Origin of the sequence: Thermus scotoductus DSM 8553, assembly GCF_000381045.1 — a bacterium.
GTDB lineage: Bacteria > Deinococcota > Deinococci > Deinococcales > Thermaceae > Thermus > Thermus scotoductus.
The window spans coordinates 14,544-35,851 of sequence record NZ_KB905737.1; the positions used below are offsets into that span (position 1 = coordinate 14,544).

Sequence of the window (21,308 nt, forward strand, 5' to 3'; positions counted from 1 at the left end):
AGGAGGAACGCCATGAAGGTTAGAGCCCACATGTCCATGCTCTTCCACCTGGACAAGTGCATCGGTTGCCACACCTGCTCCATCGCCTGCAAGAACCTCTGGACCGACCGCAAGGGCGCGGAGTACATGTGGTGGAACAACGTGGAAACCCGCCCCGGCACCGGCTACCCCACGGGCTGGGAGGACCAGGAGCGCTTCAAGGGGGGCTGGGAGTATAAGGATGGCCACCTGGACCTCCGCCTGCACTCCCGCACCCAGGGGCTTTTCCGCCTCTTCTTCAACCCCGCTCTGCCTTCCCTGGACGACTACTACGAGCCCTTCACCTTCCGCTATAGCGACCTCTTCACCAGCCCCGAAGGGGAGGATCAGCCCACCGCCATCCCCATCTCCATGATCACGGGGGAGCCCATGACCCCAGGGGCCGGGCCCAACTGGGACGACGACCTTGGGGGAAGCCCCCTCTACGCCGCCAACGATCCCAACCTAAAGGGGCTGGACCCCGAGGTGCGGGCCCAACTTGCGGAGATTGAGGGCGTGGTCTTCCAGTACCTGCCCCGCATCTGCAACCACTGCTTAAACCCCTCCTGCGTGGCTGCCTGCCCCAGCGGGGCCATCTACAAGCGGGCCGAGGACGGGGTGGTCCTGGTCAACGAGAACAAATGCAAAGCCTGGCGGATGTGCGTGGCCGCCTGCCCCTACAAGAAGGTCTACTACAACTGGGCCACAGGCAAGAGCGAAAAGTGCATCCTCTGCTTCCCCCGCCTGGAGACCGGCCAGGCCCCGGCCTGCGCCCACTCCTGCGTGGGGCGGATCCGCTACATGGGGGTGCTCCTCTACGATGCCGACCGTATCCCCGAGGCGGCCATGGTGCCCGACGAGCGGCTGGTGGAGTCCCAGCTTGGGATCATCCTGGATCCCTTTGATCCCGAGGTCATCGCCGCCGCCAAGGCTGAGGGGATTGACGAGGGTTGGATTAAGGCCGCCCAGAACTCCCCCATTTACAAGTTCGTGAAGGTCTGGGGGCTGGCCTTCCCCCTGCACCCCGAATACCGCACCCTGGCCATGATGTTCTACGTTCCGCCTCTTTCCCCGGTGGTGTCCACCCTGGAGAAGGCCTTAAGGGCTAGCCAGGGGAGGGAGGGTCTGGTGCGGCTTGACCTTCCGGAAACCGACTTGGACTTTGAGGTGTACGAGAGCCTGGAAAAGGCGAGGATGCCGGTGAAGTACCTGGCCAACCTCTTCAGCGCCGGCAATGAAAGCCTTATCGTGCCCGCCCTTAAGAAGATGCTGGCGGTGCGCATCCTGAAAAGGCAGGAAAGCCTGGAAGGCGGCGTGACGGAAAAGGCCCGGAAGGTCTTGCGGGATGCCGGGCTCACCCTCGAGGAGGCCGAGGCCATCTACCGCCTCACCACCCTCCCCACCCTGGAGGAGCGCTTCGTGTTGCCCCCTTACCACCGGGAGATGGCGGCGGAGGTGTGGAAGGATCCCTTGGCCCACAAGGGGGAGACGGGCTTCGGCTACATCCAGCCGCCCTTGAGGGGGGAGTAGGAGGAAGCCATGCGCAACGCCACCCTTTTGGAAACCCTGGCCCTGGCCCTGGACTACCCCATGCCGGGCCGCTTGGAGGAACTTTGGCGGCGCTGGATCGCCTGCCCCAGGGGGCCTGCCAAGCAGAAGCTGGAGCGCTTTTTGCGCCAGGTGGAGGAGCTTTCCCTGGGGGAGTGGGAGGAGCTTTACACCCGCACCCTGGACCTCACCCCCACCACCGCCCCCTATGTGGGGTTTGCCGTCTACGGGGAAAGCTACCAGCGGGGAGAGCTCCTGGCCGCTTTGGTGCGGGCCTTCCGGGAGATCAACCTGGACCCGGGAACCGAGCTTCCCGACCACCTGGCCAACGTGCTCCGTTACCTGGCCCGGTGTGAAAACCCCCTTCCCGAGCTTCTGGAGATCCTGCCCAAGGCCCTTCAGGAGATGCACAAGACCCTCAAGACCCTGGATGCCAAGAACCCTTACCTCCTGGTCCTCGAGGGGGTCCAGGAGGCCTTGCAGGGGGATTTGGCGAGGAGGTGAAGGATGAACTGGAATACGATTCTCTTCGGCATCTTCCCCTACATCGCCCTCACCCTGGCGGTGGCGGTCACCGCCTACCGCATGGTCTACCGGCCCTTTTCGGTCTCGGCCCAGTCCAGCCAGCTTCTGGAGCAGAAGCGCCTCTTCTTCGGCTCTACCGCCATGCACTGGGGCCTGGTCCTGGTTCTCCTGGGCCATCTTTTGGCCCTCCTCCTGCCCAAGGGCCTGCTCCTTTGGAACGCCGTACCCGTGAGGCTTTACCTCCTGGAGATCACCGGGTTGGGTCTTGGATTTTGGGCTCTGGTGGGCACCTATGTCCTCCTGGCCCGGCGGATCTCGGTGGCCCGGGTGCGGGCGGCCTCCACGGGCATGGACTACCTGGTCCTGGTCCTGATTCTCCTCTCCGCCCTCTCTGGGGTCCTGACCGCCCTCTTCTACCGTTACGGGAGCTTCTGGTTCCCCGCGGTCATGACCCCCTACCTCTGGAGCGTCCTCACCCTGCAGCCCCGGCCTGAGCTCCTCCTGGACCTACCCTTCTGGATCAAGTTCCACGTCTTCAACTTCTGGCTCCTTGTGGCCGTTTTCCCCTTCTCCCGCTTGGTCCACGTGATCACCGTACCTCTGGGCTACCTCCTAAGGCCTTGGCAAATCGTGGTTTGGGTGCGCAAGCTGGCGAGGTGAGCTATGCGGCTGGAAGAGGAGCGCCACGAGCGGCTTAGGGTCCTCTGGCTTTCCACCCTGGGATTCACCCTGATGTTTGCGGTCTGGCTGATGTTCGGGGTGCTGGGGGTGCCCATCCGCAAGGAGTTTGGCCTTACGGACGTGCAGCTTTCCTGGATTTCGGCGGTGGCCATCCTGAATGGCTCCCTGTGGCGCATGGTGACGGGCATCCTCACCGACCGATATGGGGGGCGGATCGTCTTCACCCTGATGCTCCTTTTCACCGCCATTCCCGCTTACCTGGTTTCCCGGGCGGGGAGCTATGAGGAACTCCTCCTCTACGCCTTCCTGGTGGGCTTTGCGGGAAACGCTTTCAGCGTGGGCATCGCCTGGAACTCCGCCTGGTTCCCCAAGGAGCAGCAGGGCTTTGCCCTGGGGGTCTTCGGGGCGGGGAACGTGGGGGCCAGCGTCACCAAGTTCATCGGGCCCGCCCTCATCGCCAGCATCCCGCCGGCAGGGTACCTGGGAGGCTTAATCCCCGGAGGCTGGCGCTTCATCCCCTTTCTCTATGCCGTGCTTCTGGTGCTGATGGGCTTTGTCATGTGGTTCGGCACCCCCAGGCGGGACAAGCGGCCGGGGCAGGGGAGGCCCTTCTTGGAGATGCTCAGACCCCTCCGCCACATCCGGGTTTGGCGCTTCAGCCTCTACTACGTGGTCGTCTTCGGCGCATACGTGGCCCTTTCCGCCTGGTTGCCCAAGTACTACGTGGACGTCTTCGGCCTGCCCCTCCACCAGGCCGCTTTGCTCACCGCTCTTTTCATCTTCCCGGCAAGCCTTTTGAGGCCGGTGGGGGGGTACTTCTCCGACCGCCTGGGGGCCAGGCGCGTCATGTACTGGACCTTCTGGAGCATCCTCATTCCCTCGGCCATCCTCATGATGCCTGAAGGTCACATCGTGCTCTACACCAAGGGGGGCCCCAAGGAGGTCATGCAGTTCACCATGAACGTCTGGCTCTTCACCTTCTTGGTCTTCATCATCGGCGTGGGAATGGGCATTGGCAAGGCTGCGGTGTACAAGCACATTCCCACCTACTTCCCCAAGGACGTGGGGGCGGTGGGGGGGTTGGTGGGGATGCTGGGGGCCCTGGGGGGCTTCTTCCTCCCGCCCCTCTTCGCCTACGCCCAGGCCTGGACCGGCCTGCCCCAGATGACCTTCTTCGTCCTCTTCCTCCTCACGGCCATCGCCTTCCTCTGGATGCACCTCACGGTGATCCAGCTTTTGCAACAAGAGGCCAAGCATTTGCAGCACGACTTTGAACTGAAAGGAGACCGCTGAAAGGAGGCCGCCCATGCTAAAAGCTGCTAAGGGCACCTGGCTCAAAGAGTGGGATCCCGAGGATCCCAAGCGCTGGGACCCTGCCTTGGCCTGGCGCACCCTTTGGATCACCACCTTCAACCTCACCCTCTCTTTCATCACCTGGTACGTGGTGAGCGCCCTGGTGGTGCGTCTGCCCAAGTCCGGCTTCCCCTTGGACACGACCCAGCTTTTCTGGCTCACCGCCATGCCGGGGTTGGCGGGAGGGACGTTGCGCATCGTTTGGACCTTCCTACCGCCTATCCTGGGTACCCGGCATCTCGTGACGTTTTCCACCTTGCTCCTCCTTGTGCCGTTATTGGGCTGGGGCTTCGCCGTTCAGAACCCGAATACTCCCTACTGGGTTCTCCTCCTTCTGGCCTTCTTGGCCGGGATCGGCGGGGGCAACTTCTCCGGCTTTATGCCCTCCACCAGCTACTTCTTCCCCAAGCGCCTCCAGGGGACGGCCCTGGGCTTGCAAGCAGGGATCGGCAACTTCGGCGTTTCCGTGGTCCAGTTCGTGACCCCCTGGGTCATCGGCTTCGCCCTCTTTGGTTCCCTCCTGGGCGGGCCCCAAACCTTCACCCCCAAGCCCGGGGTGTCCCAGCCCATCTGGCTGCAAAACGCCACCTTTATCTGGGTGCCCTTTGTGCTGGTGGGGTCTTGGCTGGCCTGGGTGTACTTGAGAAGCGTTCCGGTCCGGGCTAACCTTCGTGAGCAGTTTGACATCTTCCGCGACAAGCACACCTGGGTCATGACCAGCCTCTACATCATGACCTTTGGCTCCTTTTCTGGGTTTTCCGCCATCTTCCCCCTCCTCATCCGCGAGGTCTACGGGAAGTTTGACGGGGCCCCGGACCCCCTGAAGTACGCCTTCTTGGGGCCCTTGGTGGGTTCGCTATCCCGCATCTTGGCGGGCCCCATCACCGACCGCCTTGGGGGAGCGATCGTAACCCAGGTGTCCGCCATCGGCATCTTTTTTTCCGCCTTGCTGGTCACCCTCTTCACCCGGCCCACCTCTTTGGAGCAATTCCCGCTCTTTGTCCTGGCTATGCTCTTGGTCTTTTTCTTCAGCGGGGTGGGGAACGCCAGCACCTTTAAGCAGATGCCCATGATCTTCCCCCCCAGGCAGGCGGGTGGGGTGATCGGCTGGACGGCGGCCATCGGCGCTTACGGGCCCTTTATTTTCTCCACACTAGCCGCTTACACCCAAAAGGCCACGGGGGGCTTTACCGCCTTTTTCTACGGCCTCATGGTCTTCTACGCTCTGAACCTCTTCCTGAACTGGTACTACTATGCCCGTAAGGGGGCGGAGAAGCCCTGTTGAATCCAGGCCTGCCTGGTGGCCCCGCCTTTGGCGGGGGCTTTTCCCTTTGACCCAGGTCATGGCGAAAGGGGAACTGGCCCGGGGAAACTGAGGGCGCTATGGAGCTGGACGTTCGCACCATACCCCCAAGAGAGCGGCACCCACGGATTTTTGGCGTCTTTGACAGCTTGAAGCCGGGGCAGAGCTTCGTTTTGGTCAACGACCACGACCCCAAACCCCTCTACTACCAGCTCATGGCCGAGCGCCCGGGCCAGGTGGACTGGACCTATTTGGAGGAGGGCCCGGAGGTATGGCGGGTGCGGATCGGGAAGAGGTAGTGCACCCCGGGATGAAGGTGGCGGAGGTTCTCGCCCGCTGGCCCCACCTCCTCGAGGTCCTGGTGGCGGCAAGCCCCGCCTTCCAGAAGCTCAAAAACCCCCTCCTCCGCCGCACCATGCCGGCCCTGGTCACCGTGGCCCAGGCGGCGAGGATCGGAGGCCTGGAGCCGGAGGAGCTCGTGGCAAGGCTCAACCGGGCCCTGGGGGTGGAGGCGGGCCCTGCCTTTCCTGTGGCCGAGGAGAGCCTTGTCGGCACCCCGCCTCCGTCTTGGCTTTCCGCCCCCGTGGGCTTCCGGCTGGACGTCCGGCCTACCCTCGAGGCGGGCGGGGAGCCCTTTTCCCGCATCCTGGCCGCGGCCAGGGAGGTGAAGCCGGGGGAAAGGCTGGTTCTAGAGGTACTCTTTGAGCCCATCCCCCTTTACCGGGTGCTGGCCAAGCAGGGGTTTCTCGCCTGGTGCGAGAAGGTTGGGGAACGCCACTACCGGGCCCACTTCTACCGCCAAGGCACGGCGGCAGAAAAGGGGCTAGCCAAGGCGCCTCCCCTTACCGAGGCTGATTGGGAAGAGGTCCAGGCTGAGGTGACCATCGAGGAGAACCTGGAGCCCCCTCTCCCCATGATGCGGGTCCTCGAGGCCCTGGCCGCCCTTAAGCCGGGGGAGAAGCTTTTGGTCCACCACGTGCGCAGGCCCATCCACCTCCTGGCCCGCCTCGAGGAGGAGGGGCATGCTTACGCCCTCAAGGATCTAGGCCCGGGGAAGGTCAAGCTCCTTATCCGCAAGGGGGGCTAGTGGGCTTCTGGCACTATCTCTTCATCCGGGCGGCCCTGGTTTACCTGGTCTATACCGCCCTTCTCGGCACCCTCTTCTACCTCTTTCCGGGGCTTGTCGGTCCCTTCCGCCCAAGCCATGTGCACGCCGGCCTTGTGGGCTTCTTCCTGCAGATGGTCATGGGGGTGGCCTACTGGATGATGCCGAGGCCGGGTGGGCTCCGGCAGGATCGGCTGGAAGGGATCACCTTCGTCCTCTTAAACACTGGGCTCCTCCTGCGGCTTGTCCTCGAGCCCCTTTCCCTTTCAGGCCACGCAGGCCTCCGCCCCTGGCTTGGGGTTTCCGGGGTCTTGCAGGTCCTCGCCACCTTGGTCTTCGCCCACGCCATGGGGAGGCGGGTCCTGACGGCGGAGATGCTGAGGCGGCTTCGGGAGGAGCGGGAGCGGAGGGGAGGATGAAGCAGGTGTCCTCACGGCCTGAGGAAGCCCTTGTTCTGGATCTTCCGCCCCTGCCCGAGGAGGTCTTTGCCGACCTTCTCGCCTTTGGCGGGCTTGGGGAGGAGGAGAAGAGGGCCATGCGCCTGGATGCGGAAAGGCTCCTTGAGGAAGCGGCTTCCTTTGTGGCTGGGGTTTACGACCGCCTAAGCCGCCACCCCGGCACCGCCCGGGCCCTGGGCTGGGAGGGAAGGGTTCGGGAAGAGGAGCTCTACCTGAGGCGGGCTTTTTTCTCCGCCTGGCTGGCCCGCACCATCGGGGTGGACACCTCGGCGGAGTTCGCCCGGGAGGTGTATCGGGCGGGGCTCTGGCACGGCGGTTTGGGGCCGAAGGGGGCCCTGATTCCCCCTGAATACGTGGGCCTTTCCTTTGCCCAGGTGGGGCGGTATGTGGCGGAGAGGGTGCGGGATGTGCGCCCCTGGCTCGTCTACCTTTCCGCCCAGGAGGAGGTGATGCGCAAAGGCTTTGACGCCGCCATGGCCCTGAAGGAGGGGCAGGTGGCCGTGAGCTTCCAGGCCCTGGGCTTGGCCTATCCCGCCCTGCCCAAGCCCCTTTCCCTGCGGGCGGGAGGCGTGGGGGAGGCGCTTGCCAAGGTGTTCACCGCCACCCCCGCCTTAAGGGACCTTGCCCTCGAGGCCCTGGCCGCCGAGGAGGAGGTGGGGCTTTGGCTGGAGCCCAAGACCCTCTGGCGGCTCAGGCCCCGCTGGGCGGTGCTTCTCAACGGCCGGGATGTGCGCTACCTCGAGGGCCTGGCCACTCCTTTGCGGGAAGGGGACCTCCTCACCCTTCTGCCCCCGGGCCGCTGACCGCCCAGGGGGTGGCCATGACCTGGATCATGGCTAATCCCGGGCAGCAGGCTCAGGATTAAGACGATGCTGGTCACGGCCCATAACCGCGTGATTCCCCTTTCCATCCCCGCCGGATTTGTCTTCCTGGGAGAAGCCTTTTTCCTGGCGGCAAGCCTCCTATTTGCCCTCCATCCCGAGGCCTTTGCCGTTCCCCGGCACCCTTTGGGCTTGGCCGGGGCCCACCTCTTCCTCCTGGGCTTCGGGGTGGGGGTGCTCCTTGGGGCCATGCACCAGCTTCTGCCGGTGGTCCTGGAGACTCCCCTTTACCGCCCGGAGTGGGGGTATCCGGTGATGGTTCTTTGGAGCCTGGGGGTAGTCCTCCTGGCCTCGGGCTTCGCCTGGGTTCCTTCCCTTGTGCCCTGGGGTGGGGGCTTGGTCCTGGTTGCCCTTCTTTTCTTCGCTTACCACGTCTACCTCACCTTCCGCCAGGCTCCCCGCTGGAACCGGGTGGCCACCGCCTTGGCCTGGGTGGTCTTCTACCTGGTCCTCACCCCCTTTCTAGGGCTTTTGCAGGCTCTTTCCCAGCGCTATGGTTTTTACGACCCGGAAAGGCTCACCTGGCACCTCCTTGCGGGCTTGGGCGGGGTTTTCCTCCTTTCCATCCTGGGCGTGGGCTACAAGCTCCTTTCCATGTTCACCCTCACCCACGGGGTGGACGAGCGGGTTCTGGGGCTTCTCCTCTTTGCGGCCAATCTTGGGTTTCTGGGTTTGGCCATGGGGGAGAGGTTGGGCTATCTCCTTCTTCTTCTTTCCTACGCCCTGGCTCTCTACGACACCTGGCGCATCCTCAAAAACCGCATGAAAAAAGCCCTGGATATCGGGGTGCGGCACTACCTCCTTGGCCTCCTCTTCCTGGGCCTGGCCCTCTTGGCCCTGCCCTTTAACCCCGTATGGGCAGCGCTTTGGTTTGCCTTGGGCTTCGTGGGGCTGGTGGTGACGGGGATGCTTTACAAGATCCTGCCCTTTCTGGTCTGGACCCACCGGTATGCCCCAAGGGCAGGAAAGGAAAAGGTGCCCCTGTTGAAGGAAATGCTCCCGGAAGGGGCGGGGTATGGGGCAGGGGCCTTGTTGGCCCTAGGGGCCTTCCTTTTTCCCCTCTTTCCCGGGGCGGGCTGGGTCTACCTCTTGGGGGTTTTCCCCCATGTTTATGCCCTTTGGGAGGTGATGCGGCGATGACGGCGAGGAACCCGCTGGAGGCGCAGGCGTGGTCGCTTTTGGAGATGGTCTACGACCCGGAGCTTGGCCTGGACGTGGTTAACCTGGGCCTGATCTACGACCTGGTGGTGGAACCCCCCCGGGCCTATGTGCGTATGACCCTCACCACCCCGGGCTGCCCCTTGCACGACAGCATGGGGGATGCGGTGCGGCAGGCCCTCTCCCGGCTTCCCGGGGTGGAGGAGGTGGAGGTGGAGATCACCTTTGAGCCTCCTTGGACCCCGGAGAGGCTTTCGGAAAAAGCCCGCCGCCTACTGGGATGGATCTAACGATCCGGGCTCTGAAAGGGCTTTTCCCGGGGCCTGGGGCGTAGGGGGGCCCACCTCCACCTCTAGCCGCACCTTGCTTCCCGGGGGAACCCAGAGGGTCAGGGTAAGGGAGCCTTGGCCCAGGAAAAGGTGAAGCCCCTCCGCCAAGGGCCTCGAGGCCACCACCGCCTCGCCCCGTACCTCCACCGAGAGGGTCCACCGGGTGTTGGCCAGGAGGCGGACCCCATGAAGGCCAGCCCCCAGCTCCAGGGCCGAAGCGGCCTCCCCTCTGGCCCCCTCCGGGCGCAGGTAGGCCACCGGCGGGATGCGGAGGCTCACCGTGTGGCCTATGGGGCTCTGGGCGGCGGCCCAAGGGCTTATCAGAAGGAAAACCCCTAGGATCCACGCCCGCATGCTCCCCCCCTCCTTAGGGGCTTCCGGGGAGCAGGGGCGGGGGTTGAGGAAAGGGGCAAGCCCATGCGTCCGGCCGGTTGCGCCACTGGCTCCACCTGCCCCAGGCGCCCAGATTGCAGGGCAGGCTTCCTCGTCGGCCAGGATTCTCCGCTCCTTAAGGTCCGCCAGGCGGGAAAGCTGGAGGCTGACCGCCTGGGCAAAGCGCCTAAGGCCCGCTACCTCCTCGGGGGGAAAGGGCTTGGGGCGTTCCAGGTTGAGGACCGCCACCGCGTCGCCCTGCTCAAAAAGGGGCAGGGCGAGCTCGGAAAGCGCCTCCTGACCGGGGGGAGCGATGTAGGCGGGTTCTTTGCGCACGTCGGGGATGTAAATGGGCCGCCCCTCCCGGAAGGCCCGGCCCATCACCCCGGTTTCCGGAATCCAGTCCAAGCCTATGGGCGGTCGGCTGGCAAGCCGGCGAAACCCACCCCCCTGGGGCACCCAGACCCCCACGTGCCCCCTTTCCCCCAGGGCAAAGAGGCGCTCCGGGAGGCTTTTTAGCAGGGCCTCCCGGTCCTCCGCCTGGGGGAGGGCCTCGAGGGCCGAGGCCAAAAGCCTCTCTACCCGGGCCAGGCTTCGGGCGCGACGGTGGGCCCTCCGCAGGCCTTTCCCCACCTGGTGGGCGAGGAGGGCCGAGAGGAGGAGGAGGGCCAGGGCTACCCCGCTGAACTGGGGGAAGAGGGCCAGGGCGCTTGCGGCGAGGGCGCTGGCCAGAAGCCCCCAGGGGAGGCCGTGCACGCTGGCCACCACCGCCACCGCGATCATGAACCAGGGGAGGACGTAAAAGCCGGGGTAGCCGAGGAGCCCCAGGAGCAGCCCCACGAGAAAGGAGGCCAGGGCGGCCGCTGTATAGAGTAGGGCCATGGTTGGGGCCATTCTACCCCAAGATTTTCCCTAGGGGGTAGGGGCCAGGGCCAGGTAGGCGAGGGCCCTTTCCGCGGCCCTCCTCCCCGAGCCCACCACCTCGGGGAGGCCGACCCCCTCCAGGTAGTTCCCGGCCAGAAAGAGCCCCGGGGCCTTGAGGAGGGCCATTTCCAACCTTTCCCTCCGCTCCAGGTGCCCCACCCGGTAGGCGGGCATGCCCTCGGGGAAGCGGAAGACAAAGGTGCGTTCCGCCCGCACCTCCTGGCCCAGGAAGCGGCGGAGGTCCTCCAGGGCCACCCGGGCAAGCTCCGGCTCGGAAAGCCGCGCCACCTCCCCGGAAAAGTAGGCCCGCACCAGGCTGAACCCCTCCGGGGCCCTCCCGGGCCATTTCTGGTGCGTCCAGGTAAACCCCCTGGCCCTGTAGCCCTCCCCCTTGGCGATGAGGAGGCCATGCCCCAATACGGGAAGCGCTTCGTTAAAGGCCAGGCTCACCGTGGCCGCCGGGGTGTGGGGAATCCCCTTGAGAAGGGCCGTGGCCTCGGGGAGGAAGGGCCTCATGAGGCTTGCCGCCACGGGGGCAGGGGTGGCCAGGATCACGGTATCCGCCTCTATGGGCCCCCTTGGGGTGTGGAGGCGGAAGCGGTTACCCAGGGGCTCGAGGGCCAGGACCGGTGCGCCCAAAAGGGTTTTTTCCGCCACCTCCTCCGCAAGCCTCCGCGTTAGCACGGAAAGCCCCTCCTGGAAGGAGAAGAACAGGCTTCCCCCTTCCCGGCTTCCCCGCATTTTTTTCGCCCGCATGGCCCCCAGGATGAGGCTTCGGTGCTTCCGCTCCAGGTCCAAAAGCTGGGGGAAGGCCGCTCGCATGGAGAGTTCCTCGGGTTCCCCTCCATAGATGCCTCCCGCCAGGGGTGCCACCAGGGCGGCGAAGACCTCGGGGCCAAGCCTCCGTTCCACGAACTCCTTCAGGCTCTCGTCCTCCTTGGCCCCCCGGGGGAGGAAAAGGTCGTATAGGGCCCTGAGCTTCCCGGAAAGGGAGAGGAGGGAGGTGCGGTAAAGGCCCTTGAGGTCCCCGGGCACGATCTGCAAAAGCCCCTCGGGGAGGGGGTGGGCCTTTCCTTTGCGCAGGATGTAGGCCGCGGGTTTGGCGGGGAGGGTGCCGATGGGCGTGAGGCCGAAGCGCTCGCTAAGCTCCAGGACCTCCTTCTTGTAGCGCACGCTGGCGTCCGGCCCCCCTTCCACCAGGAAGCCCTCCCCTTTGTGGGTGCGCACCTTGCCCCCTAGGCGGGGGCTTGCCTCCAGGAGGAGGAAGTCCACCCCCGCCTCCTTCAGGGCCAAGGCGGCGGAAAGCCCCGCCCATCCTCCTCCCACCACGGCTACCTGAGCCACGCTGCCTCCACCAGCTCCTTAAGCACCTGGATGTAGTCCAGATCGGCGTTGAGGCTCCGGGCCCGGATGAGCCTTAGTCCCACCTCCTTTGCGGTGGCCTGGGCCTCGAGGTCCAGGTCGTAGTAGACCTCCAGGTGGTCGGCGGGGAAGCCCACCGCCTGGACCACCACCTCCTCAAAGCCCTCCTCCCTCAAGGACTTAAGGTGCTCGTTGATGTCGGGGCCAAGCCAGGGCTCGGGGGTGCGCCCTGCGGACTGGTAGGCCACGCTAAAGCGGGGCAGGGCAAGCCTCTTGGCGATGAGCTCCGCCGTCCTCTCCACCTGCCGGGGGTAGGGGTCGCCCCGTTCCACCGCCGAGAGGGGGATGGAGTGGGCGGTGAAGACGTAGGCGGCCTTCCTGGGCTCCCTAAGCCGCCATATGGCCTCTTCAAGCCTCCTGGCGTAGGCGGCAATCAGGCTGGGATGGGCCTCGTAGCTTTCCACCCAGACCATCTCCATGGGCTCGGGGAGGGATTTTAGGGCGGCTTCCACCTTCTCCTGGTACTCCGCCACGCTCCTTAGGGAGTAATGGGGGGCGGCCACGATGGCCACCGCCCGCCTCACCCCATCCTCGTGCATGGCGGCGACGGCCTCCCCGATGGAGGGATGCCAGTGCTTGGTGCCCACGTAGACCCGGGCCGGCCCCTGGGGGATGCGGGGGCCGAAGGGGCCCAGGAGGCGCTTGGGGTAGGCGGGGGCCTCGAGGTTCAAAAGCGCCTGGAGCCTGATGGCCTGAACCAGGGTGATCTCGTTCAGGGGGCTTTTGCCGATGGCGTGGTAGCGCTCTTCCAGCTCCCTCACCAGCTCCTCGGAAGGACGCCTTCCCCGGCGGATGTCCGTGTAGTAGGGTTCGATCTCTTCCGGGGTGTAGGGGGTGCCGTAGGCCATGAGGAGTACGTTCATGCCGCTTTCTCCTTTTCCTTGAGGAGTTCTACCACATAGCGCACGTGTTCCACCGGGGTGCCGGGCAGGATCCCGTGGCCCAGGTTGAAGATATGCCCGGGCCGGCCAGCGTTTTCCGCAAGGATCCTTTCCACCTCCCGCCGGATTACCTCCTTGGGGGCGAAGAGGACCACGGGGTCCAGGTTGCCCTGGATGGGGGTTTGCCCCAGCGCCTCCCGGGCCCAGGGAAGGGGGGTGTGGTGGTCCAGGCCCATCACGTCCCCTCCGGCCTCCTGCATCTCCTTAAGAAGGCCCATGGTCCCCACCCCGAAGTGGATCACGGGTACCCCAAGGGGCCTTAGCTCCTGGAAGAGCCTGGCCATGTGGGGCTTCACGTACCGCCGGTAGTCCGCGGGGGATAGGGCCCCCACCCAGGAGTCGAAGACCTGGAGGAGATCGGCCCCCGCCTCCACCTGGGCCTTGAGGTAGCGGGCCATGGCCTGGGTGAGCTTCTCCAGAAGTTGGTGCCAGAGGGCCTCCTCCCGGTACATGAAGGCCTTGACCTCCTTGAACTGGCGGCTCGGCCCGCCCTCGATGAGGTAGCTGGCCAGGGTGAAAGGAGCCCCGGCGAAGCCAATGAGGGGCACCTCAAGCTCCCTTTTCAGGAGGCGGATGGTTTCCAGCACGAAGGGCACGGCCTCCTCCGGCTCCAGGGGCCTTAGGGCCTCCACCCCCTTGGAGTCCCGGATGGGCCGGTGGATGACGGGGCCTTTGCCCTCCACCAGGTCCAGCTCCACCCCCATCCCGTAGAGGGGGGTGGTGATGTCGGCGAAGAGGATGGCGGCATCCACCCCAAGCTGTTTCACTGGAAGAAGGGTCACCTCGGCGCAGACCTCGGGGTTCTGCACGATCTCCGGTAGGGTGTAGCGCCGCCGGATCTCCTGGTACTCCTTCTGGTAGCGCCCCGCCTGCCGCATGAACCAGACGGGGGGCCTCGAGGTGGGCCCGCCCCGGGCCGCCTGGAGGATGAGGTCGTTCACGCCCTCCATGGTAGCATGGGGCATGCGCGCCTTTTTCCTCGCCCTTTCCTTGGCCCTTGCCCCCCTAGCCCTGGCCCAGGAGGACCCCGTGGTGGCCCAGGTGGGGCCCGAAAGCATTACAAGAAGCCAGTTTGAGATGCGCTTTGGCCTCTTCGCCAAAAGCGCACTCCGGCAGCTTGGCCTCCCCGACTCGGAGGAAACCCGCGCCCTCCTGGCTCAGTACCGGGCTCCATACCTGGAGGCCCTGGCGGAGGAGCGGGCGCTTCTTTTGCTGGCCAGGCGCCAGGGGTTCTGGCCCCTACCCGACAGCGTGGAGGCCCAGGTGGCGGAGCTCGTGAAGGCCTTTCCCGAGGAGGAGGCCCTGCGGAAGGCCCTGGAAGGGGCAGGGGTGCCCGACCTGGCCACCTACCGCACCCTCCTGGCCGAGGCCATAGCCCTCGAGGCTCTGGAAGCCCATTACCGCATGGAGCTTAAGGTTTCCCCAGCGGCCCTGAAGGCCCTTTGGCTCCTTTCCCCGGAGTACCGCCACCCCGCCCTCTACTGCGCCCGGCACATCCTGGTGCCCACCCTCGAGGCGGCCAAGGAGGTCCTGGCCCGCCTGGCCAAGGGGGAGGCCTTCGCCCAGGTGGCCAAGGAGGTTTCCCAGGACCCGGGCTCCAAGGAAGCCGGGGGGGATCTCGGCTGCGAGCCGGAAGGCACCTACATCCCCGCCTTTGAAAAGGCCCTGCTGGCCCTGAAGCCCGGGGAGGTTTCCCCTCCCCTGGGGACGGAGTTTGGCTTCCACGTGATCCTCCTGGAAAGGCTGGTACCCCCGGGCCGCTACCCCTTGGAGGAGGTGGCGGAGGAGCTGGCCCAGGGGGTGAAGGACAAGGCCTGGGAAAGGCTGGTCAAGTTCCTGATCCGCCCCTATCCCATCACCCTTTTCCCCGAGCGCCTATAGGGTTAGGAGGAGGGCCGCATCCCCCCTTGGGGCAGGGGCCAAGGCTAGGGCCTCCCCGGGGGCGTAGATGCCGCTTTGCCCCTCAAAGGTGAGGCCCAGAATCTCGCCGTTCAGCATGGGGTTCAGGAGGAGCCGGAGGTGTTCCCGGCCCACAAGCCTCTCCTGGGCGGAAGCCCTCCAGACCTCCCCTTCCCTTCGGGATCCATCCCAGGGCCAGGGGCGGTCCCAGGGGGCGGGGTTGGCGGAGGGTTGCAGGAGAACCTCCGCCCCCAGGGCGTCCAGCCGGGCCAGGTACCGCTCGAAAAAGCCGTCCAGGCAGATGAGGATGCCCACCCTGCCCGCCGGGGTTTCCACCAGGTGGGGGCCGAAGGTGCCCCGCCTGAGCCAGCGCTCAGGGGGTGTGAGTTCCATCTTGGGCACCTGGGCCAACAAGCGGCCTTCGGGGTTGAGGAAAAGGGCGAGGTTCTGAAAAAGGGGCGTGCGGGCGAACCGCCCCCGGGCCAGCTCCTCCTCGTAGGGCGGGGAGAGCAGGGTGCCCGCCAGAAGATAGGTGCTGAAGGCCCGGGCGGCCTCCGCCATTACCTGCTGGAAAACCCCGTAGGCCCGCCGGGCCCGCCTCCAGGGGAGAAGGGGGTTTTTCAGGAGGTCCCTGGGATGAAAATCCCCCTCCAGGTGGAGGAGGAGGGGAAGCCCAAAGAGCTCCGGGAAGGCAACCAGGCGGGGAGAGGAAGTGCCCTCGAGGCTTTCCAGCAAGGAGAAGACCCGCTCCCGGAAGGCCTCCTCCGTGCGATAAAAGTCCGGCTTGACCTCCGCCTGGATGGCCAAGAGGGTGCGGAAGCGCACCCCTTCAGTCTAATGCCCCTGGGCCAGGCTCTGGGCCACGATGAAGGCCCCCATGGCCACCAGGAAAAGGGCAAACCCCCGCCGCAGGCCCCCCTGGGGTAGCCGCACCGCCAGCCGGCTACCCAGGAAGCTTCCCAGGGTTCCCACCCCAACGAAGAGGAGGGCCACCCCGTAGTTGACGGCCAGGCCCAGCTCGGGCAGAAGGTGCAGGTACTTGTAGAAGCCGGCGAAGGACTTGAGGGCGAAGGTGAGAAGCTGTACCTCCCCGGAAACGAAGCGGGAAAGCCAGGCCCCCAGGTAGGTGCCCGCCATGCCCGGAAGGCCGAAGAAGAGCACGTTGCGCCAGTCCACCAGGCCCCTTAGGGCGTAGGGCAGGGCTCCCAGAAGGGCGATCCCTCCCACGATGAGTAGGCTTTCGGCGATGGCCTGCTTGGGAGGCTCCCACGTCCAGGATGACCGCCTCGCCCTTTTGCCAAAGGGCATGGGCCTCCTTGGCGGTAATCTGGGGTACGGTTTCCAGCTCCCCTTCCGCATACCCCGAAAGGCCTGGGATGTACCCCACCACCTCGTCCAGACCGATGCGGATGAGGGCCCGGGTGAGGTTTTCCACCTGGCTTGGGTGGGCCAGGAGGATGAGGGGCCGGTTGTAGGGAAGGAGCCACCCGGCCCAGGTGGAAAAGTTCTTCCCCGCAGGGATGTTGATGGATCCCGGCATGTGGCCTCCCGCAAAGGCGAACTTGTCCCGGGTGTCCACCAGGATGGCCCCTTCTCCCAGGTAGCGGTCAAACTGGGCCTTGGTGAGGCGGCCCGGGTGCGGGATACCCCCCAGGATGGGCATGCCATCCCGGTTCAGCCGCTTCATCTCCTTGAAGTAGGTGGGGGCTTCCGGCTGACCGGCGAGAAGCGCTTTTACGAAGCCCTCCTCATCGTTCCTTTCCAGGTATTCTGCCCACCAGGCGTGCCGCCTCTCGTAGCCCACGGTGGTGGCGGGAAGGGCCCCCAGGGCTTTGCCGCAGGCGGAGCCGGCCCCGTGGCCCGGCCAGACCTGGACGTGGTCCGGCAGGGTGAGGAACTTCTCCTTAAGGCTCTTAAACATCCGCCTTGCCCCCGGGACCGCCGTGCCCCGGATCCCCGCCGCCTCCTCCAGGAGGTCGGGCCGCCCCACGTCCCCCACGAAGACAAAGTCCCCGGTGAGGAAGAGGAGGGGTTCGTCGGTTACCGCCCCGTCCGCCACCAGAAAGGAGATGTGCTCCGGGGTGTGGCCGGGGGTGTGCACCGCCTTCACCCGGATGTTCCCCACCCGAAACTCGTCCCCATCCTTAAGGAGGACGTAGGAGAAGCCCTCGAGGCCCTGGTACTTCCAGTTTTCATCCCCCTCGTCGGAGAGGTAGAGGGTAGCCCCCGTGGCCCGGGCCAGTTCCCGGGCCCCCGAGAGGTAGTCGGCATGGATGTGGGTTTCGGCGATGGCGGTGATGCGGAGGCCCAGGTTCTGGGCGAGCTCCAGGTAGACGTCCACGTCCCGCCTAGGGTCCACCACCAAGGCCTCCCCGGTGGCGGCGCAGCCCAGAAGGTAGCTCATCTGCGCGAGGCCTTCCTCGTAGATTTGGCGGAAGATCATCCCTTCACCTCCAGCGAGGGAGCTTTGTCCCTCAGGGGGTCAGTATACCCATGGGGGGTAATGGTGTCAAGGCGCGCGAACGTGAAGGAATGCTCTATTCCGGAAAATCTTTTTTGATATAGTGAGGGCCTGGATGTACCCCTACCGGGGTATTCTGGAGGTGAGCATGGCGCTTTTGGGACCGAAGGAGCAAGAGATCGTGCGCGAGAGGCTTTCCAGCCTGGTGCGGGATGTGGAGATGGTCCTTTTCACCGACTCCTCCACCCTCGTGGCCCCGGGCAAGGAGCCCTGCTTGTACTGCAAGGAGACCAAGCAGCTTCTGGAGGAGCTTTCCGCCCTTTCCGATAAGCTGCACCTGGTGGTCTACGACCTGGCCACCCCCGAGGGCAAGGAGAAGGCCAAGGAGTACAGGGTGGAGGATCCCCCCACCCTGATCCTGCGGGAGAAGGGCTCCGAGGCCATTAACCTGCGCTACCGGGGGATCCCAGCGGGGTACGAGTTCGCAAGCCTCCTCGAGGACATCGAGATGCTGGGCCGGGATGGCCACGGCCTGCCGGAAAACGTGGTGGAGGAGCTCAACAACCTCCCCGAGGAGGTGGTCCTCCAGGTCTTCGTCACCCCCACCTGCCCCTACTGCCCGCAGGCGGTGCGCACCGCCCACCGCATGGCTTACGCTTCCCCTAAGGTCTGGGGCGAGATGATTGAGGCCAACGAGTTCCCTGCCCTTTCCGAGCGCTACCACATCCACGGCGTACCCGACACCGTCATCAACCACGGAAAGGAGCGGATTTTGGGCGCCCAACCCCTTTCCCAGTTCCTCCAGGCCATACAAAGGGCCGTGGGGGTGAGGGCCTAAGGTGAATCGCCGCGCCCTCCTTGGCCTTTTCGCCCTTCCCCTAGTCCTCGCCGCCTGTGGGCCCAAGGGGAGCTACCAGGATGTGGATCCAGGAGAGCTTTACCGGGCCCTCGAGTCCGGGGCCTGGGTGGTGGACGTGCGCACCCCCCAGGAGTTCGCCCAGGGCCACGTGCCGGGCGCGGTAAACCTGCCCCTTCAGGAGATCGCCGCCTGGGCCGACAAGCTCCCCAAGGACAAGCCCGTCTACCTCTACTGCCGTAGCGGCAACCGCAGCCGCCAAGCGGCGGAGTACCTGAAGAAAAAGGGGTACACCAACCTCTACAACCTGGAGGGTGGGGTCTTGGCCATAGAAAGGGCCGGCTTCCCCCTGGTTCGCTGATGGATGCGGTACAGGTAGGACCCTTCGCCATCCCCTGGGTCAGGTTCCAGGTGTTCCTGGCCCTCTTGGTCTTGGTGGCGGGGGCCGAGGTGGCGGCACGTCGGGTGGACCGGCGGCTGGCCCCTTGGGCGTACAATGCCATTCTTCTGGGCTTTGTGGGGGCGCGGCTTGGCTTTGTGCTGGAAAACGCTTCGGTGTTCGCCAGGGATCCCCTTTCCGTCCTTTACGTTTGGCAAGGAGGTTTTACTCCCCTTTGGGGTATCCTGGCTGCGGGAGGGTACACGCTGATGGTATTGCCCAAGACCCTTTGGCGGTATGCCCTGTTCTCTGCGTTGGCAGCCGGTTTGGTCTTCGGGGTCTTCCAGGTGCAGAGGCGAGGGGGGGAGGAGGTGCGGCTGCCCTCGGTCACCCTCGCCACCCTGGGGGGTACCCCGGTGAACCTCCAGGACTTCCGGGGGAAGCCTTTGGTCCTGAACCTCTGGGCTACCTGGTGCCCTCCTTGCCGGCGGGAACTACCCATGATGGTGCGCCTGAGCCAGGAGCACCCCGAGGTGCGCTTCGCCTTCGCCAGCCAGGGGGAGGGACCGGCGGTGGTGCGGAGCTTTTTAGAGGAAGAGAAGCTGGCCCCCAAGTGGGTTCTCCTGGATCCGGAAACCCAGCTTTCCCAGGTCCTGAAGACCCAGGGCCTTCCCACCACCTTTTTCTTTGACCGGGAGGGGCGCCTGGTGGCCCGGCACCTGGGGGAGCTTTCCGAGGCCCTCCTTTTGGGCTACCTCCGGGTTTTGCGCTAGCTTCCCGCGGAAAGCAGGGTTTCCTTTTCCCCCACCACTGTCTTCAGGTGCACCGGCCGGCCCCACAGGCGGTAGAGGTTCTCCAGCACCGCCTGGGTCTTTTTCAGGTCCAGCTCCACGCCCTCGTAGGCGTGTTCCAGAAGGAGCTCTCCCCGGTTCCCGTAGTTGGCGTCCACCAGCTCCACGATGGGGTAGCCCCCGTTGGTGAGGCGGAAGAGGAGGGCCTTCTTGGCCTCGGCGAAGCGGGGAAGGTCCTCGGGGTTGAGGAGCCTCTGCCTGAGGGCGAACTCGGGGGTCAGGAAGCTATCCAGGAAGCTCAGGTCCGTGTGGACGGTGCGCACCTGGAAAAGCTGCTTGAGCCCCAGGCCGGTGGGCCTCTCGTAGGTGAGCCGCTCCCCTAGGGGCAGGGCCTCGTACTCGGGGCCGAACCGCCCCTTATCCCAGCGTTCCTCCACCTCCTTTAGGAGCAGGTAGCCCAGGCGGTAAGGGTTAAAGCCGTGTGGGGCGAGAAGCCCGGCCTGGAGCTCGGCGAACTCCAAGGCCTCCTCCGGGGAGAGGAGGGGGAGGAGGAGGCGGGTGTGCCAGTAGGTGGCCCAGCCCGTCGATCTTGATGGTGCGGTCCCGGAGGGCCTCCATGTACTCGTTGGCCTGGAGCTTTCGGTACTCAGGCTCGTTCGTGTGCCCAAGCACAATCTCATCTATATCCGTCTGGGCGAACTTCTTGGACTTGATCTTGTGCTCCTGGCTGGCGGTGAGGAGGTCGTAGAGGAAGGCCACGTCCAGCTTGAGGATCTCGATGAACTCCACCAGGCCCCGGTTGGCGATGTTGAGTTCCCCGTCGAAGTTGAAGGCCCTGGGGTCGGAGTCGGAGCCGTAGATGGCCACCTTGCGGTAGTTGATGTCCCCCCCAGCTCAGGGCCCGGTAGGCCTCGAGGTCTTGACGGCGACGGATGCGCTCCAGTTCGTTCATGGACGCCCTCCTTCATACCGGCCAGGGACGGGTTTTGATAGCTTTGCCTTTATTGTAGCAGGTTCTGGGCGGAGAATGTGGCCCTGGTTCTAGCCGGGGAAGGGGATTTGCGCTAAGCTTTCCTAGCTTCTTGAGATCTCGTAGAACCCCCGGGCGTTGTGGAGGAAGTGGGCCAGGATGCCGGGGAGAAGGCTTCCGGTGAGAAGGTAGGTGAGCCCGAAAAGGAGCCCGGCAAGCCCGGTGTATACGGGGTAGGCGAGGGCCCGCCTGGGGGCGGGGTGAAGGAGGGCGAAGGCCAGGGCCTGGAGGAAGAGCCCCGAGGGCCCCAGCCAGGCCATGAGGAGGCTTTGCAGAAGGCCCCGGAAGAAGACTTCCTCGGCCACCCCCGAAAGGAGGGCGAGGAGAAGGAGGACCGCGGGTCCTACCCCAGCCCGGCGCAGGGCTTCTCCCAAGGCCCGGTGGAGGTTTTCCGCCTCCCGGAAGGAAGCGGGGAAAAGGTGCCGGAAGGCTTCTTCCAAAGCGGCCAAGGCCAGGAAGAGGCCCAGGGCATAGAAGAGCTCCTTGGGACCCGCCTGGCCGAAGGGAAGGCCCAAGAGGAGCATGCCCGAAGCCCCAAGGAGGAGTAGCCCCCCTTGGAGGGCCAGGAGGAAGCCCAGGGGTGGAGGAACCAACCTACTCCCCGCCCAGGGCGAAGCCCTGGTCCAGGAGCTTCTTGGGGTAAGCGCGGAAGGCCAGGAGGGTTTCCGTGCGCTCCACTCCTTCCAGGGCCAGGATCCCCTGGGTGACGGCATCGTCCAGTTCCTCGAGGTCCTTCAGGCGCAAAAGGGCCACCAGGTCAAAGGGGCCTGTAACCGAGTAGACCTCGGCCACCTGGGGGAGTTCGGCGATGGCCTCGCCCAGGGTGGCGATCCGGTCCCCGCGGGCACGGATGAGTACGAAGGCGGTGATCACC

The 21,308-nt window shown here is 65.4% G+C and carries 22 protein-coding genes and 4 pseudogenes; 15 read left to right on the top strand and 11 right to left on the bottom strand.

The window, feature by feature from the left end; all coding sequences use genetic code 11:
- Positions 1-12 precede the first annotated feature (12 nt).
- The 11 genes from narH to F604_RS0104810 all read left to right on the top strand — a co-directional run bounded on the left by narH (position 13) and on the right by F604_RS0104810 (position 9,320).
- Complete coding sequence (gene narH, locus F604_RS0104760) at positions 13-1,548, top strand: nitrate reductase subunit beta (protein ID WP_019550639.1); 1,536 nt, start codon at positions 13-15, stop codon at positions 1,546-1,548.
- Positions 1,549-1,557: 9 nt separating this feature from the next.
- Positions 1,558-2,070, top strand: a complete 513-nt coding sequence (locus F604_RS0104765) for a nitrate reductase molybdenum cofactor assembly chaperone (RefSeq protein ID WP_019550640.1) — start codon at positions 1,558-1,560, stop codon at positions 2,068-2,070.
- Between the two features lie 3 nt (positions 2,071-2,073).
- Positions 2,074-2,751, top strand: a complete 678-nt coding sequence (gene narI, locus F604_RS0104770) for a respiratory nitrate reductase subunit gamma (RefSeq protein ID WP_019550641.1) — start codon at positions 2,074-2,076, stop codon at positions 2,749-2,751.
- 3 nt (positions 2,752-2,754) lie between these two features.
- A complete protein-coding gene (locus tag F604_RS0104775; RefSeq protein WP_019550642.1) occupies positions 2,755-4,065 on the top strand; it encodes an MFS transporter in 1,311 nt (436 codons plus the stop codon).
- A gap of 13 nt (positions 4,066-4,078) precedes the next feature.
- The gene (locus tag F604_RS0104780) at positions 4,079-5,410 is read left to right on the top strand and encodes an MFS transporter (protein ID WP_019550643.1); all 1,332 of its coding nucleotides are present in this window, start codon (positions 4,079-4,081) and stop codon (positions 5,408-5,410) included.
- A 98-nt stretch (positions 5,411-5,508) separates the two neighbouring features.
- Positions 5,509-5,727, top strand: a complete 219-nt coding sequence (locus F604_RS0104785) for a DUF2249 domain-containing protein (protein WP_019550644.1) — start codon at positions 5,509-5,511, stop codon at positions 5,725-5,727.
- Complete coding sequence (locus tag F604_RS0104790; protein ID WP_019550645.1) at positions 5,700-6,515, top strand: DUF2249 domain-containing protein; 816 nt, start codon at positions 5,700-5,702, stop codon at positions 6,513-6,515. Before F604_RS0104785 ends, F604_RS0104790 begins: the two co-directional genes overlap by 28 nt.
- On the top strand, positions 6,515-6,952 hold the full coding sequence (locus tag F604_RS0104795; RefSeq protein ID WP_019550646.1) for a hypothetical protein: 438 nt from the start codon (positions 6,515-6,517) through the stop codon (positions 6,950-6,952). The genes F604_RS0104790 and F604_RS0104795 overlap by 1 nt, the downstream gene beginning before the upstream one ends.
- A complete protein-coding gene (locus F604_RS0104800; protein ID WP_019550647.1) occupies positions 6,949-7,794 on the top strand; it encodes a protoglobin domain-containing protein in 846 nt (281 codons plus the stop codon). The genes F604_RS0104795 and F604_RS0104800 overlap by 4 nt, the downstream gene beginning before the upstream one ends.
- Positions 7,795-7,860: 66 nt before the next feature.
- The gene (locus F604_RS0104805) at positions 7,861-9,012 is read left to right on the top strand and encodes a hypothetical protein (RefSeq protein WP_019550648.1); all 1,152 of its coding nucleotides are present in this window, start codon (positions 7,861-7,863) and stop codon (positions 9,010-9,012) included.
- Positions 9,009-9,320, top strand: coding sequence for a metal-sulfur cluster assembly factor (locus F604_RS0104810; protein ID WP_019550649.1), 312 nt, complete (start codon positions 9,009-9,011; stop codon positions 9,318-9,320). Before F604_RS0104805 ends, F604_RS0104810 begins: the two co-directional genes overlap by 4 nt.
- Here the strand turns inward: F604_RS0104810 and F604_RS13555 are convergent.
- The 4 genes from F604_RS13555 to hemE are packed head-to-tail and all read right to left on the bottom strand — an operon-like array spanning position 9,303 to position 13,968.
- Positions 9,303-10,613 (bottom strand): GAF domain-containing protein, encoded by a 1,311-nt coding sequence (locus tag F604_RS13555; RefSeq protein ID WP_019550650.1) that lies wholly within the window; start codon positions 10,611-10,613, stop codon positions 9,303-9,305. The genes F604_RS0104810 and F604_RS13555 overlap by 18 nt on opposite strands.
- Positions 10,614-10,643: 30 nt before the next feature.
- Positions 10,644-11,999 carry a protoporphyrinogen oxidase gene (gene hemG, locus F604_RS0104820; RefSeq protein ID WP_019550651.1) on the bottom strand — a complete coding sequence of 452 codons (1,356 nt, stop codon included), beginning with the start codon at positions 11,997-11,999 and terminating at the stop codon, positions 10,644-10,646.
- Entirely contained in the window at positions 11,987-12,940 is a 954-nt protein-coding gene (gene hemH, locus F604_RS0104825; RefSeq protein WP_015717603.1) for a ferrochelatase, read from the bottom strand. The genes hemG and hemH overlap by 13 nt, the downstream gene beginning before the upstream one ends.
- Entirely contained in the window at positions 12,937-13,968 is a 1,032-nt protein-coding gene (gene hemE / locus F604_RS0104830; protein WP_026328978.1) for a uroporphyrinogen decarboxylase, read from the bottom strand. The genes hemH and hemE overlap by 4 nt, the downstream gene beginning before the upstream one ends.
- A gap of 13 nt (positions 13,969-13,981) precedes the next feature.
- On the opposite strand from hemE, the gene F604_RS0104835 reads away from it, so the two are divergent.
- A complete protein-coding gene (locus F604_RS0104835) occupies positions 13,982-14,899 on the top strand; it encodes a peptidylprolyl isomerase (protein ID WP_019550653.1) in 918 nt (305 codons plus the stop codon).
- On the opposite strand, the gene F604_RS0104840 is transcribed toward F604_RS0104835, so the two are convergent.
- The 3 genes and pseudogenes from F604_RS0104840 to F604_RS11920 form a co-directional block, all read right to left on the bottom strand.
- Positions 14,894-15,742: a carbon-nitrogen hydrolase family protein gene (locus F604_RS0104840; RefSeq protein ID WP_019550654.1), complete on the bottom strand. Its 849-nt coding sequence runs from the start codon at positions 15,740-15,742 to the stop codon at positions 14,894-14,896. The genes F604_RS0104835 and F604_RS0104840 overlap by 6 nt on opposite strands.
- Before the next feature lie 9 nt (positions 15,743-15,751).
- Positions 15,752-16,183, bottom strand: a pseudogene (locus F604_RS13505) (TSUP family transporter); the annotation flags it as partial.
- A pseudogene (locus F604_RS11920) lies at positions 16,164-17,360 on the bottom strand (MBL fold metallo-hydrolase); the annotation flags it as partial. The pseudogenes F604_RS13505 and F604_RS11920, both read right to left, overlap by 20 nt.
- 166 nt (positions 17,361-17,526) lie before the next feature.
- Here F604_RS11920 and pdo point away from each other — a divergent pair.
- From pdo to F604_RS0104865, 3 genes are read left to right on the top strand one after another with little or no spacing between them, the layout of a single operon-like run.
- On the top strand, positions 17,527-18,216 hold the full coding sequence (gene pdo, locus F604_RS0104855) for a protein disulfide oxidoreductase (RefSeq protein WP_026328979.1): 690 nt from the start codon (positions 17,527-17,529) through the stop codon (positions 18,214-18,216).
- Between the two features lies 1 nt (position 18,217).
- Positions 18,218-18,595, top strand: a complete 378-nt coding sequence (locus F604_RS0104860) for a rhodanese-like domain-containing protein (protein WP_019550658.1) — start codon at positions 18,218-18,220, stop codon at positions 18,593-18,595.
- Positions 18,595-19,386, top strand: a complete 792-nt coding sequence (locus F604_RS0104865; protein WP_019550659.1) for a TlpA disulfide reductase family protein — start codon at positions 18,595-18,597, stop codon at positions 19,384-19,386. Before F604_RS0104860 ends, F604_RS0104865 begins: the two co-directional genes overlap by 1 nt.
- On the opposite strand, the pseudogene F604_RS11925 reads toward F604_RS0104865, so the two are convergent.
- The 4 genes and pseudogenes from F604_RS11925 to F604_RS0104880 form a co-directional block, all read right to left on the bottom strand.
- Positions 19,383-19,988, bottom strand: a pseudogene (locus F604_RS11925) (SpoVR family protein); the annotation flags it as partial. The gene F604_RS0104865 and the pseudogene F604_RS11925 sit on opposite strands and share 4 nt — an antisense overlap.
- Positions 19,987-20,292 (bottom strand): annotated as a pseudogene (locus F604_RS12595) (PrkA family serine protein kinase); the annotation flags it as partial. The pseudogenes F604_RS12595 and F604_RS11925, both read right to left, overlap by 2 nt.
- A gap of 186 nt (positions 20,293-20,478) precedes the next feature.
- Positions 20,479-21,027, bottom strand: coding sequence for a CPBP family intramembrane glutamic endopeptidase (locus tag F604_RS0104875; RefSeq protein ID WP_019550661.1), 549 nt, complete (start codon positions 21,025-21,027; stop codon positions 20,479-20,481).
- Between the two features lies 1 nt (position 21,028).
- Positions 21,029-21,307 carry an Lrp/AsnC family transcriptional regulator gene (locus F604_RS0104880; protein WP_019550662.1) on the bottom strand — a complete coding sequence of 93 codons (279 nt, stop codon included), beginning with the start codon at positions 21,305-21,307 and terminating at the stop codon, positions 21,029-21,031.
- Between the last annotated feature and the right edge of the window lies 1 nt (position 21,308).